Below are 13,266 nucleotides of genomic sequence, written 5' to 3' on the forward strand. Positions count from 1 at the left end.
GATCACCTCTCGGATAGGGGGATGAACACCCGCATCGGTCCCGGCTCCCGGTTGGCCCAGAGGTGGTAGGGGATGGCGGTCACGGCCACCGGTGGGGTGGCGCGTGCCGGGGCCGGGAGGGGCCGGTAGAGATGCGGGGTGTCGGAGGGCCGGGCCCGCAGCGAGATCCGCAGCAGCACCGGCGCGAGACCGTCGGGGTCCCGGAGGACCCGCGGCGGCGCTGACGCGTCCAGCTCCAGGTCCTCGAACGGCACGCCGGCCGGCGCGTCCGCGTGTTCCAGGCAGTAGACCATCGGGCCGCGGACGACGGCGGCCGCGCCGCGGACGGCGTCGACGCGCGGGTGCGCGGTGATCAGGAGAGGCGGCATCGCCAGGGTCAGCTCGACGCGGTCGCCGACGAGCCAGGTCCGCTCCAGGACGACCCAACCGGATTCGCCGGCGTCGACCGGCTCGCCGTTGACGGTCAGGCGCGCCCGCGTGCACCACGCCGGGATGCGCAGCGACAGCGCCCACGGCCCGGGGCCGACCTCGGTGACGGTCACCGTGATCGTCTCGTCCCACGGGTAGTCGGTGCGCACGTCGACCGCGTGGCCGCCGGCCCGGAACGTGCCGGCGGTGTAGAGGTGCAGTTGCAGCCCGGCCGCGTCACCGGTGGCGGCGTAGTTGTCCAGCGAGGCCATCAGCCGGGCCAGGTTCGGCGGGCAGCAGGCGCAGGAGTACCAGGGCAGCCGCTGCGACGGGGCGTCCTCGTGCGAGCCGTCGTGCCCGGTGCGCAGCTGCAGCGGGTTGGAGTAGAAGAAGGTGGCGCCGTCGAGCCCCGTGCTCCCGGCGATGCCGTTGTAGATCAGCCGCTCCATCTCGTCGGCATACTTCGGTTTGCCGGTGGCCAGCAGCAGGCGCCAGGCCCACTGGAAGCTGCCGATCGCGGCGCAGGATTCGGCGTACGCGCGGTCCGGCGGCAGTTCGTAGGGATCGCCGTACGCCTCGTCCCGGTGCCGGGAACCCTGGCCGCCGGTGAGGTAGGTGCGGCTCTCCAGGGCGGAGTCCCACAGTCGTTCGGCCGCCGCCAGCAGCTCGGCATCACCGGTCTCCACGGCGACGTCGACCGCACCGGCCAGCAGGTACACCTGCCGGACCACGTGCCCGGTGACCTCGTCGGCCTCCGTCACCGGCTGATGATCCTGGAAGTACCGCGGACCGAAGCGCCCCTCGCCCAGCACGCCGTGCCCCCGGTTCGCCACGAAACGCGCGGCCAGGTCCAGGTACGGGCGGTGGCCGGTCACCCGGTAGAGCTCGACGAGCGCGGTCTCGACCTCGGGATGGCCGTCGACCTCCGGGGAGCCGGCATAACGGCGTACCAGTAGATCGGCGAACCGCCGGGCGATGGAGACCACCTGCGGGGCCGCCGCGGCGCCGCTTCGCGCGGCGGCGACCGCCGCCTGGAACAGGTGGCCCGCGCAGTACATCTCGTGGCTGAAATGCAGCTCACTCCACTGCTTGTCGCGGTGGTCGACCTGGTAGTACGAGTCGAGATAGCCGTCCGCGTCCTGCGCCTTCTCCAGCAGGGACGCGGCATCGGCGACGAATCCGGACTCGTCGCCGCCCCAGAACGCGGCCTCCAGCGTCTTGTACACATCGGAGTCGGCGAACCAGAAGCCGCGGAACTCCCCGGCCGCGTCGCCGGTGACCCTGCGCAGGTTGGCGAGGTTGCCGTAGGCGTCGAGCTGGGCGACGCAGTGCGGCAGGGTGACGGCGGCGTTGCGCGCCTGCCACCCACCGAACAGGCTCTCCGGCCGCAGCGTCACGGCTTCGCGCGGCAGCGGCCGCAGCGCGGAGACGGCACGGGAGGTGGGCACGACGGGGCCGTACGAAACGTCCATGGCGCGGTTTTCCTCAATCCTTGACGGCGCCGGCGGTCACACCGGCTGCCACGTAACGCTGGGCGACGATGAGCAGCAGGGTCGCCGGGATGGACGCGATCACGGCGGTGGCCATGATGGCGTTCCACTGCTGGTTGTTGTTGCCGATGTAGTGGTAGATGCCGAGGGTGATCGGCTGGTACTCGCCGCCGCCGTCGAGCGTGGTGGCGAAGACGAAGTCCGACCAGGCCCAGAGGAAGGCGAACAGGCTGACGGTGACTATCGCGTTGCGGGACACCGGCAGGATCACCGAACGGAACGTCCGCGCGGTGGTCGCCCCGTCGATCAGCGCGGCCTGCACCAGCTCGTCGGGGATGCCCGACATGAAGGCCGTGAAGATCAGTACGCCGAACGGCACCGCGATGGTGGAGTCCGCCAGGATCAGCCCGGGCAGCGTGTTCAGCACACCGGCCCGCAGGTAGATGGCGTAGAACCCCATCGCCATGATGATCCCGGGGATCATCTGCGCGATCAGCAGCACGAAGTTCAGCGCGCCGCCGCCCCGCGGGCGCAGCTTGGCCAGGGCGAACCCGGCCGGCGCCGCGACGATCAGGGTGAGCGCCACGGTGCCGAGCCCGATCACCAGGCTGGTACCGAGATAGGGCAGCTGCTGGTCGAGCACCGCCCGGTAACCGTCCAGCGTGCCGTCGAACGGGAACAGGTGCGGCGGGTCGGCACGCATGTCGGTGTCCTTGGTGAAGGACACGTTGATCATCCAGTAGACCGGGAACAGCATGATCGCGGTGAGGATCAGCCCGATGCCGGTTCTCAGGTGCTTGGTCATGAGCGCTGCCGCCGAACGTAGAGGAGACCGAAGAACAGGGCGATCAGGATCAGCAGGTTGCCGACCGCCGCGCCCGGGCCGAACTGCGGCAGCAGGTTGCCGAAGGACAGCTTGTAGGACCAGGTGGCCAGGGTGGTCGACGCGTCGGTCGGGCCGCCCTTCGTCATGATCCAGATCAGGTCGAAGACCTTGAGGGTGTAGACCAGGCCGAGCAGCAGGGTGATCGCGGAGACCGGGCGCAGCAGCGGGAACGTGATCTGCCAGAAGCGCTGCCCGCTCGTCGCGCCGTCCAGCGCGGCCGCCTCGTAGACGTCGGCCGGGATGGCCTGCAGTCCGGAGTAGAGGATGACCAGGTTGAACGGGATGCCGATCCAGATGTTCGCGATGATCACGCTGGTCAGCGCCCAGTCGGGCGAGGTCAGCCAGTTGACGTGCCCGAGGTGCAGGGCCTCGAGAGCGACGTTGACGATCCCGGAGTCGCTGTTGAGCATCCAGGACCAGGTCGAGGCGCTGACGATCAAGGGCAACAGCCACGGTACGAGGAACAGCGCCCGCAACGTCGCCGACAGCTTGAAGTGAGCGGTGAAGAAGACCGCCAGCGCCAAGCCGATGGCGAACTGGAACGCGATGCTCACGAACGTGAAGACCAGCGTGTGCAGCAGCGCCGGACCGAAGGTCGGATCCGCGAACACCGTGGTGTAGTTGTCCGCCCCGGAGAACGGCGCGTCCCCCTGCACGAACGAGCGGACCGTGTAGTGCCGCAGGCTCAGGTCCAGGTTGCGGTAGAGCGGGTAGGCGTAGAACGCGACCAGGTAGATGATCACCGGGGCGAGGAACGCCCACGCCGCCCACTGTCCCCGGGCCCGCCGGACCCGGGCAGCCCCCCGGGTCCGGACGAGCGCTTCCGCGTGCGTCGTCACTTGCTCGCCGCACCCTGGGCGTCGGTGAGCGCCTGCTGCGGATTCTTCGAGCCGGACAGCGCGGCCTGGAAGGCGCCCCACATCGGCTCGGAGATCTTCGGGTACTTGGTGCCCAGATCGTCACTGGTCCGGCCCTTGGCCGCGCCGACCGCCTGCGCCCACACCTTCAGGTCCGGGTTCGCGGCGACCTGCTTCTCCTGCACCGGCTTGGTGGCCGCCACGTAGGAGAGGGTGGTGTCGGTGGTGAGGGCGTTGTCCGCGTTGGTCAGGCAGGCGATCAGCTTCTGCGTGGTGGCGTACTTGCCGGTGTCGGACTGGACCGGGGCGGTGACGAACTCGCCGCCGGTCGGCGCCGGGGCGGTGCCGCCGGCCTGGGACGGGATCGGGATGATGCCGTACTCGAAACCGGCCTTCTTGGCGTTGGCCAGCTGCCAGGTGCCGTTCTCGCTGAACGCGAAGTCACCGGCGGCGAACTCCTGCCAGCTGGTCGTCTGGGTGTTGTTGAGAACCGAGTTGGGCGCGTAGCCCTTCTTCAGCCAGTCGGTCCACAGGCTCAGCGCGGCGACGCCCTGCGCCGAGTCGAGCTGGGTGAGGTTCGCGCCGGAACCCCAGAACCAGGGCAGGAACTGGAAGCTGCCCTCCTCGGTGCCGATCGCCGAGAAGGTGATGCCCTTCTTGCCGGCCGCCTTCACCTTCGCCAGCGCCCCGGTCAGCCCGGCCCAGTCCTTGATGGTGGCCGGGTCGACCTTGGCGGCGTCCAGCACCTTCTTGTTGTAGTAGAGCGCCAGCGTGTTGGCGCCGATCGGGATGCCGTACGTCTTGCCCTGCAGCTGGCCGGCCGCGAGCAGGTTGGGCTCGACCGCCGAGGTGTCGACCTTCATCTCCTCGGTCGTGGTGAGCACGCCGGCCTCGGCCAGCGTGGAGACGACCGGGTTGTCGACGATCAGCACATCCGGGGAGTTGTTCTGCTGGGCGGCGAGCAGCGCCTTGTTGGTCAGGTCGGTGGTGTCGTAACCGGTGCGCTTGACCGTGACGCCGGCGTCGGTGCCGCACTTGGTCAGCAGCTTCACCCAGTCCGAGCTGTCGTCGAACTGCGGGTACGGGTCCCAGACGGCGTAGCTCGTGGGTGTGCCGGAAGAAGTCGTGTCGCCGCCGGACGAGCAGGCGGAGAGCAGGCAGGCGGTGACCGCGAGCGCGGCGCCGAGGCCTCGGATGTTCATGGTTGTTACCCCTCGAGAGCGGGTGTGGGGAAACTCAAGGAAAACGATTGCCTAGACGCTAAGGACGTCCTTGCGGGCGTGTCAATAGGAAGTTACCGTCGCATTGCACAGGGCGAAGGAAACCGGGGAGGAAACTCTGAGCAACGAACGACGCGGCGCCACGATCAGCGAGGTGGCCGCCCTCGCGAAGGTTTCCACAGGCACCGCGTCGAAGGCGCTCAACGGTCGCGGCACCATGCGGCCGGAGACCCGGTTACGCGTTCAGCAGGCCGCCGACCAGCTCGGATTCGTGGTCAACGCGGCCGCGCGGAGCCTGCAGACCGGGCGCACCTACACGGTCGGGATGATCACCACGGACACCATCGGGCGGTTCAGCATCCCGCTGCTGATCGGCGCGGAGGACGCGCTCGGCGCCGGGCAGATGTCGGTCTTCCTGTGCGACGCCCGCGACGATCCGATCCGGGAGCAGTACTACCTGCGTACGCTGCTGAGCCGCAAGGTCGACGGGATCATCGTGACCGGCCGCCGCACCCAGGCGCGGGCCCCGATCGGCGCCGGCCTGCCGGTGCCGGTGGTCTACGCCTTCATCAGCTCCACCGACCCGCGGGACTGCTCGGTCGTCCCGGACGAGGCGGACGGCGCCCGGCGGGCGATCCGCCACCTACTGGACACCGGCCGCCGCCGGATCGCGCACGTCACCGGCCCGGAACACCACCACTCGGCGCAGGTCCGCGCCGCAGCGGCGGCGGCCGAGGCGGAACTCGCCGCGCCGGTGCTGCACGGCGAGTGGACCGAGGCGTGGGGCCGGCAGGCGGCCGGGATGCTGCTCTCCGGCGGTGTCGCGTTCGACGCGGTGCTCTGCGGCAACGACCAGATCGCCAGGGGGGTCGCCGAAGGGCTGCGGGAGGCCGGCCGGGACGTGCCCGGCGAGGTGGCCCTGGTCGGCTTCGACAACTGGGACGTCATGGTCGACGCCTGCCGCCCCGCGTTGACCAGCGTCGACATGGACCTGGAGGGCATCGGCCGGACCGCCGCCGAGTTGCTGCTGGCCGCGATCAACGGCGAACCGGCACACGGCCGCGTGGCCCGCCCCTGCCGCCTGGTCCCACGGGAGTCGACAGCCGTCTATTAAGGTGCGCGATCATGGAGCTGGTCCACACGTTCACGGTCGCGGCGCCGGCCGCGCGGATCTACGCGCACCTGATGGATCCGCGCAGCTATCTCGGCCTGTCCCCGCTGCTGGTCGAGGTCCGCGACATCCACCGGGCCGACGACACCGTTTCGTACGTCGCTGTCGAGCGCTTCACCTTCGGCCCGTTCCACTGGAACAACCCGATCCGCGTGACGATGACCGGCGAAGCGTTGGGCCGGGCGGTCGTCAGCGCGGTCCGGAGTCCTGGGTTCGTCACCCTCACCTCGCGGGTTGTCCTGTCTCCACAGGTCAGCGGCACGCTGGTGGTGGAGACGATCAGGCTTGCCGCGCCGGCGCCGCTGCGGCGGTTCGTGGTGGGGCAGGCTCGCTCGGTCCAGTTGCACCGCGCGTCCGAACTGACCCGGCGGATGGCAGCGGCCTGAGGTCCACAGCTCACCCATAGCTCAGTCGGGCTGTTCTCCGTTTCGCTTTCTCTCCGGGGTCGGCCTTCCTTCCCGGGCCGCCGCTCCTCCTTCCGGGCCGCCGCCCGCCTCCAGCCCGATCGCGCCTTCCGGGTCCGCTCTGCTCCGTGCCCGCTTTCCTGCGGGTGCTCCCCGCTTCGGTCCTCCCCCAGCGGGCCGCTGCCTGCTCTCGGTTCAGGTGCCCTCCGCGCACGCGCCCCCTGATGATCCTCATTCTTCCGAACTATTGTGGAAATTCGCTGTGGGAGTTTATCGAAACGACATGATCGAATACTGATGGGCGGGGTTCGGGGGTCGGGATAATGGGGGCATGGCGCAGTTGTCATTGTTCGGCAAGGCAGAACTCGCGAAGATGCGGGATCGAACCGCATCGCGCAATTATTCACCCCTCAAAGACGAGTTTCGTCGGGAGCACGAGCGTCACCGTGCGTGGGGCCTGCGACGCAGACAGGCCGAAAAACTTCGCCGTCTCCACCAGCGCGCCGTGACAGCACCCGCCGCGAAAAACGATCAGACACGCCCCGCGGTTCCAACGGCGAACCCGCGTACCTCACGCTCCAGGAGCGGAGAGCCACGGCCGCCACAAGCATCCCGACGAGATGCCGCCGGCCCATCCAGCCCCGCCACGGACATCGCACCGAACCGGCCGCAGCAGCCCGCACCGCACCAGAACGCCACGTGCCAGTCACCACGATCAGCGGCGGCACCGACAGCTTCGGCCACATCTCACCCGCGGCCCCAGCCACCACGATCAGCGGCGGCACCCACAGCTTCGGCCACATCTCACCTGCGGTCCCAGTCACCACGATCAGCAGCGGCACCCACAGCTTCGGCCACATCTCACCTGCGGACAGCGGCATACGCACCTGCATTATCCGCAGCCCGAGCGACATCCCGAGACACGGAGCAGCAAGCCGCCACGCGAAATGCCGCGGGGGTAACTGAGCGGTCGGCACCCGAAGCAGGCATACCGAAGCAGTCCCCACCCGGGCCGAGGCGCCCGGGGTCCGGATGGGCAGTTGGCGTCGAGGGGGTCGCGGCACCGCGGGGTTCACTCGCGGCGGGGCGGCTCGCTTGCGGCAGGGCGGCGGGCGGCGGTTCGCTTGCGGCAGGGCGGCGGGCGGCGGTTCGCTTGCGGCAGGGCGGCGGGCGGCGGTTCGCTTGCGGCAGGGCGGCGGGCGGCGGTTCGCTTGCGGCAGGGCGGCGGGCGGCGGTTCGCTTGCGGCAGGGCGGGATTTTATTGATGAATTTGGCTGGGGCGGGATGGTGGCAAAGGTGACACCCAGTGTTGTCCGGAACCGCCGGACTCGCGACCCTCCCTGTCGGGTGGATAAGGTTAAAGATTCCACCCTAACGCTTTTTGCACCGGTCTGCGCGGACCGGAATTGTCAGTCCCGCGGATCTTATCTAGCCACGTCTTTTATCGGTGGCGAGGCGGAGGTGAAGCATTACTTTTCCATTTGCGGGGGCATAGCAGTCACGCCCTCCGCAGTCGTCACCTCGCTGGCGATATCGCGGTCAACTCGGTCAACTCCGCCGCCGGGTTCGGCAGCTCGGTGCATACCGCCCGACAAGGCAGCACCTGTAGTCGGCAGCGCGGGCGGGGTGGTGCTCCTCCCGGGACAACTCGCCGTGAGGGCTCGGTCTTGCCCGGGAACGACCCCACCCGTGAGGGCTCGCCCTTACCCAAGACGCCCCGTCAGGAGAGCTCGCTCCACCCAACCAACCCCTTGGGCGGGTGTGCTTTCACCCGGCTGGCATCCCAACTGGGAGGGGTGCTCGCTCCAGGGAGCAACCCGGCTGGGCGGTGGGGGTGGTCGCGCCAGGGGGCAACCCGGCAGTGAGGGGAGCATCCAGCACGGGCAGGCCGGGCGGCTGTGCGGGGAGCGGCGTTCGTCGTGGATCGGGGCGCAAGTCGGTGGTGAGGAGAGCATCCAGCACGGGTGGGCCGGACGGCTGTGCGGGGAGCGCGCATTCGTCGTGGATCGGGGCGGAAGTCGGCGTAGGTCGTACGAAAGCGGGTTTTGGGGTGCGGTCGGATTGGTAGCGGCATGCCTGTCGTGGGGGTGGTTGCGGTCTTGAGGATGGGTGGGGACATGCACGTCAAGCGGGGGGACCCTGGGATGCGGGCGTGGGTTCTTCGACGAGCGGAACCGAGAACGTCAGCCGTTGGAAACGTGGTCGCGGCAGAATGGGGCGCATGGATCTTCGCCAAGGCATCGGTCTGCGACGACTGGGCACCACCGCGGAAGAGTTCCAACAGGATCTGCTCAGCAGTCTGTACTACCGCAGGGGGACGACCATCGAGTCGGCCAGCTCGCGGGACGCTTACGAGGCGCTGGTGCTGACCGTGCGCGACCGGCTCGCGGATCGGCGGGCGCGCACGGCGGCCGCGCACTTCGCCACCAATCCGCGGTGGGTCTACTACCTGTCCGCGGAGTATCTGCTGGGTGCGCAGCTGGAGCAGAACCTGCTGTACTCCGGGACCGGCGAGATGGCCGCCGCGGCGGTGAAGGTGCTCGGGCGGTCGCTGGAGGAGATCGAGGAGCTGGACGTCGAGCCGGGCCTGGGCAACGGTGGGCTGGGACGCCTCGCCGCGTGCCTGGTCGACTCGATGGCCACCCGGGACATCCCGGCGGTCGGCTACGGCATCCGCTACGACTTCGGCATCTTCCGGCAGTCGCTGGAGGGCGGCGCGCAGGGGGAACGCCCTGACGACTGGGCGTTCCAGGGCAACCCGTGGGAGTTCCCGGCGCCCGACGACCGGCAGACGGTCGGCTTCTACGGGCACACCGAGCCGGTCGCCGGCTCGGAGATCCGCAAGCGCTGGCTGCCCGGCGAGATCGTGCTCGGCGAGCCCAGCCACATGCTGGTGCCCGGGTACGGCACCGAGACGGTCAACATCGTCCGGCTGTGGCGGGCCCGGGGCAGCGAGGCCTCCTTCGACCTGTCCCGGTTCTCCGCGGGGCAGTATGCCGAGGCTGTGCAGGAGGCGGTGCGCGCGGAGAACATCAGCAAGGTGCTCTACCCGGACGACAGCACCGAACTGGGCCGTGAGCTGCGGCTCAAGCAGCAGTACTTCCTCTGCTCCTGCTCGCTGCGCGACATCATCCGGCGGTTCCGGATCCGCAACGAGGACTGGGACGACTTCGCCGACAAGACGGTCATCCAGCTCAACGACACGCACCCGACGATCGCCATCCCGGAGCTGATGCGGCTGCTCGTCGATGAGAACGGGCTGGACTGGGACAAGGCCTGGTCGATCACCCGGCGCACGTTCGCGTACACCTGTCACACGCTGCTGCCAGAGGCCCTGGAGACCTGGCCGGTGCACCTGTTCGAGCGGCTGCTCCCCCGCCACCTGGAGATCATCTACCTGATCAACATGCTGTTCCTGCGCGAGGTGGAGGACCGCTTCCCGGGCGACACCGACCGGATCCGCCGGATGTCGATCATCGGCGAGGGCGCTGAGCGCCGGGTCCGGATGGCGCACCTCGCGGTGGTCGGCACCGAGGCGGTCAACGGGGTCGCCGAGCTGCACTCCAAGCTGCTGCGGGAGACGGTGCTGCAGGACTTCGCCGACCTGTGGCCGGCCAAGTTCCAGAACGTCACCAACGGCGTCTCGCCCCGCCGGTTCGTCAAGCTGGCCAATCCTCGGCTGTCCGACCTGATCACCGAGGGGCTCGGCGGCGACGGCTGGCTCAACGACCTGGACAAGCTGGCCGGGCTGGAGCGGCTGACCGGCGACGCCTCGTTCGCCGAGCGGTGGCGGGCGGTGAAACGCGCCAACAAGGTGGACCTGGCCGCCGGCGACCCGGACGCGCTCACCGACGTGATGATCAAGCGATTCCACGAGTACAAGCGGCAGCAGCTCAAACTGCTCCACGTGATCACGATGTACCACCGGATCCGGGCGAACCCGACGGGTGACTGGGTGCCCCGGGTGGTGCTGTTCGCCGGGAAGGCGGCACCGGCATACCACGCGGCGAAGAGCATCATCCGCCTGATCAACGCGGTGGGCGCGACGATCGCGGCGGATCCGGTGGTCGCGCCGTACCTCAAGGTGGTCTTCGCGGAGAACTACAACGTGACGCTGGCCGAGCGGATCATCCCGGCCGCCGACCTCTCCGAGCAGATCTCCCTGGCCGGCAAGGAGGCCAGCGGCACCGGCAACATGAAGCTGGCGCTCAACGGGGCGGTCACCATCGGCACGCTGGACGGCGCCAACATCGAGATCCGGGCGCGGGTCGGCGAGGAGAACTTCTTCCTCTTCGGACTGGACGCCTTCCAGGCCGTCGACGTGCAGCTCGGCGGCTACCACCCGCGGGGCTTCTACGACCGCGACGCCGAGCTGAAGACGGCGCTGGACTCGATCACGGCGGGCACGTTCGGCGGGGTCGGGCACGAGGTCGCGGAGTCGCTGCTCGGCTGGGACGAATACCTCACGCTCGCGGATTACCGGTCATATCTGGAGGCGCAGGACGAGGTGGAGCGCGCCTGGCGGGATCGGGATCGCTGGACCCGGATGTCGATTCTCAACACGGCACACAGCGGGTTCTTCTCGGCGGACCGCACGGTGGCCGATTACGCCGCCCGCATCTGGCGGGTCGCCCCGGTCACGGTTCCCCGCGAGGACTGAACACCTCACGGATGAGGGCGTGCCCGACGACCCGCGCGCCCTCCTGGATCAGAATCCGCCGGCCGACGGTCAGATACGGCGCGGCGATCTCCGGCGCGAGGAAGCCGATCCGGGCGCGCCGCTCGCCGCCGTCCTCCGGACCGAACTGCTCCATCAGGATGCTCAGCACCTCTGAGGTGCCGTCGCCGGCCAGAAAGGCGCAGGTGGCGGCATAGACAGGCGCCGAGGGAGGCCCGGAGCGGCGGCCGCCCTCGGCAGCGGAGAGCCAGCGCACCGACACGACGGCCGCCGGCTCCTCGATCCGATCGATCACGGCCCCTCCCGCCGGGTCGACGTGCTGATCCCGGCCGAACTCACCGCGGCGTCGAGATTCATGATCATCTTATCGTCCGGGAGCGCCTGGTCGCCAGTTGCCCGGGGAGCCGATCAAGATCCTCAAAATCTTCATTTACGCAGGTCCGCTGGGGTGCGGATCGCATGCTCCCGCGCGGGCCGAGGGCGGCGATCTGGCCGCTGCGCGTCCAGGGCGATCGCCGCCCTCTTCACTGCCCGTGGGTGGTCACTGTTCGAGACGGAAACACCAACCGGGAACTCAGCCCGCCGGGTAGAAGTTGCCGTAGACGTCGAGGGACTGGCCGCTCGCGGTGGTGGCGACCGCCTCGTAGGTGTCGCCGCCGGCGTCGCGGCCGCCCGGGTCGTAGCTGTACCTGGCGGTGAAGGTGTACGTCCCCGGAGCGATCTCGTCCGCCGAGGCCAGGGTGAACGTGTAGAGCAGCGCGTCGGGCCGCTCGGTGACGGTGCTGGTCACGCTGGCCCCGGGAACCGACTTGGTGCCGCCGCGCGAGGTCAGGCCCGGCGTCTTCGCGACCCGGACGGTGACCGTGAGGGCGGTCAGCCTCTCGGCCGACTTCAGGGTGATGACGCCGGCGCCCTGGGTGTCGCCACTGTCCGGGTCGATCGAGCCGTCCGACCAGAGCGGGCCCTGCTCGACCCGGGTGTAGCCGGGCTGGCCCTTGGCCGGCGCCGCCGACGGCGCCCGGGTCGGCGAGGTGGTGGCCGGGCCGGTCGTCGCGGTGGCCGGCGCGGTCGTCGCCGGGGTGGCCGGGTCGGTGGTCCTCGCCGGCTTGCCGGTCGGTGTGGAGGAGACGGACACACCGGGGGACGCCGACGGCGGCGGCGATACGGTCGCGGGCGTCGAGACGACCGGGACGGCCTGATCGTTGTCGGTCGCTCCGGCCAGTGCCCACTGGGCCGCGAAGCCACCCCCGCCGAAGAGCGCCACCAGCGCGCCGACGACCGCCAGCCGCAGCCGGGAACCGCTGCGGCGCGGCGGCACGGGCGTGTTCATCGCGGTCGAGGTGATCCGGGCCAGCATCGCCTCACGGTCCGGCCGGTGCGCGGCCGCCTCGGCCTTCAACGCCGCCCGCAACTGCTCGTCCGAGGGCCTCATCGGGCCGCCTCCCAGCCGTCGATCCGGGTGACCGCCCCGCCCAGCAGGACGGCCAACTGTTTCGCACCCCGAGAGGTGGCGCTCTTCACCGCGCCGACGGAGATGCCCAGCGTCGCGGCGACCTCACGTTCGGACAGGTCGAACGCGTACCGCAAGACTACGCATGCCCGGCGGCGGTGCGGGAGCTTGCGCAGCGCACTGCGGACGTCGAGCACCGCCGGCACGTCACTGCCGCCCGGCGCGCGGCCGGCGAGACCCAGACCGAGCAGGCGGTCCCGGCCCCGGCGGCGCACCCACTGGCGGGCCAGGTTCATCAGGATGCCGTGGCCGTAGGCGACCGGGTCGTCGGCGGCCTGCACCCGCTCCCAGTGCCGCCACACCTCGGTGAGCGCGTCCGCGGCCAGGTCGTCGGCGACCGACGACTCCCCGGTCATCAGGTAGGCCAGCCGCGACAGCGACGCATGATGCCGCTCGAAGTACGCGCGGAACGCGTCGTCGCGCATCGGCACCCCTCCCCCGCTCCCTGGCCGGTTCATTGCCTGAACCTTCTCCGGACCGGATGACGTTAGAGATCAACCGGTCGCGCCGGCAAGGCCCGGACGGACGAGGAAATCCGATCGTCGACCCGACCCGGAGGGGGCCGTGCGGACAACGCTTTCCCGCCGGTCCGGACACCGCCTCGCAACAGTGCCGAAGGGAGCGGAGCGTGTCAATGCAGCG

At 69.9% G+C, this 13,266-nt stretch carries 10 protein-coding genes; 3 read left to right on the top strand and 7 right to left on the bottom strand.

Annotation, left to right across the window (positions count from 1 at the left end):
- Positions 1 to 2: 2 nt before the first annotated feature.
- Genes Actob_RS36185 through Actob_RS36200 form a run of 4 tightly spaced genes read right to left on the bottom strand, consistent with a single transcriptional unit; the run spans position 3 to position 4,843 of the window.
- Positions 3 to 1,856 carry a glycoside hydrolase family 127 protein gene (locus Actob_RS36185; protein ID WP_284916451.1) on the bottom strand — a complete coding sequence of 618 codons (1,854 nt, stop codon included), beginning with the start codon at positions 1,854 to 1,856 and terminating at the stop codon, positions 3 to 5.
- Between the two features lie 37 nt (positions 1,857 to 1,893).
- Positions 1,894 to 2,703, bottom strand: coding sequence for a carbohydrate ABC transporter permease (locus tag Actob_RS36190; protein WP_284916452.1), 810 nt, complete (start codon positions 2,701 to 2,703; stop codon positions 1,894 to 1,896).
- Positions 2,700 to 3,623, bottom strand: a complete 924-nt coding sequence (locus Actob_RS36195) for a carbohydrate ABC transporter permease (protein ID WP_328518400.1) — start codon at positions 3,621 to 3,623, stop codon at positions 2,700 to 2,702. Before Actob_RS36195 ends, Actob_RS36190 begins: the two co-directional genes overlap by 4 nt.
- Positions 3,620 to 4,843, bottom strand: a complete 1,224-nt coding sequence (locus Actob_RS36200; protein WP_284916453.1) for a sugar ABC transporter substrate-binding protein — start codon at positions 4,841 to 4,843, stop codon at positions 3,620 to 3,622. Before Actob_RS36200 ends, Actob_RS36195 begins: the two co-directional genes overlap by 4 nt.
- A 172-nt stretch (positions 4,844 to 5,015) precedes the next feature.
- Here Actob_RS36200 and Actob_RS36205 point away from each other — a divergent pair, with 172 nt between their 5' ends.
- From Actob_RS36205 to Actob_RS36215, 3 genes are all read left to right on the top strand, one after another.
- The gene (locus Actob_RS36205) at positions 5,016 to 5,975 is read left to right on the top strand and encodes a LacI family DNA-binding transcriptional regulator (protein ID WP_284916454.1); all 960 of its coding nucleotides are present in this window, start codon (positions 5,016 to 5,018) and stop codon (positions 5,973 to 5,975) included.
- Between the two features lie 11 nt (positions 5,976 to 5,986).
- Positions 5,987 to 6,418 carry an SRPBCC family protein gene (locus Actob_RS36210; protein ID WP_284916455.1) on the top strand — a complete coding sequence of 144 codons (432 nt, stop codon included), beginning with the start codon at positions 5,987 to 5,989 and terminating at the stop codon, positions 6,416 to 6,418.
- A 2,239-nt stretch (positions 6,419 to 8,657) separates the two neighbouring features.
- A complete protein-coding gene (locus Actob_RS36215) occupies positions 8,658 to 11,096 on the top strand; it encodes a glycogen/starch/alpha-glucan phosphorylase (protein ID WP_284916456.1) in 2,439 nt (812 codons plus the stop codon).
- Here Actob_RS36215 and Actob_RS36220 read toward each other — a convergent pair.
- From Actob_RS36220 to Actob_RS36230, 3 genes are all read right to left on the bottom strand, one after another.
- Positions 11,074 to 11,409 (bottom strand): hypothetical protein, encoded by a 336-nt coding sequence (locus Actob_RS36220; RefSeq protein WP_284916457.1) that lies wholly within the window; start codon positions 11,407 to 11,409, stop codon positions 11,074 to 11,076. The two genes, Actob_RS36215 and Actob_RS36220, sit on opposite strands and share 23 nt — an antisense overlap.
- Positions 11,410 to 11,688: 279 nt before the next feature.
- The gene (locus tag Actob_RS36225; protein ID WP_284916458.1) at positions 11,689 to 12,546 is read right to left on the bottom strand and encodes a hypothetical protein; all 858 of its coding nucleotides are present in this window, start codon (positions 12,544 to 12,546) and stop codon (positions 11,689 to 11,691) included.
- On the bottom strand, positions 12,543 to 13,049 hold the full coding sequence (locus Actob_RS36230; protein ID WP_284916459.1) for a SigE family RNA polymerase sigma factor: 507 nt from the start codon (positions 13,047 to 13,049) through the stop codon (positions 12,543 to 12,545). Before Actob_RS36230 ends, Actob_RS36225 begins: the two co-directional genes overlap by 4 nt.
- Between the last annotated feature and the right edge of the window lie 217 nt (positions 13,050 to 13,266).

It is taken from the genome of Actinoplanes oblitus (genome assembly GCF_030252345.1).
Classification (GTDB): Bacteria; Actinomycetota; Actinomycetes; order Mycobacteriales; family Micromonosporaceae; genus Actinoplanes; species Actinoplanes oblitus.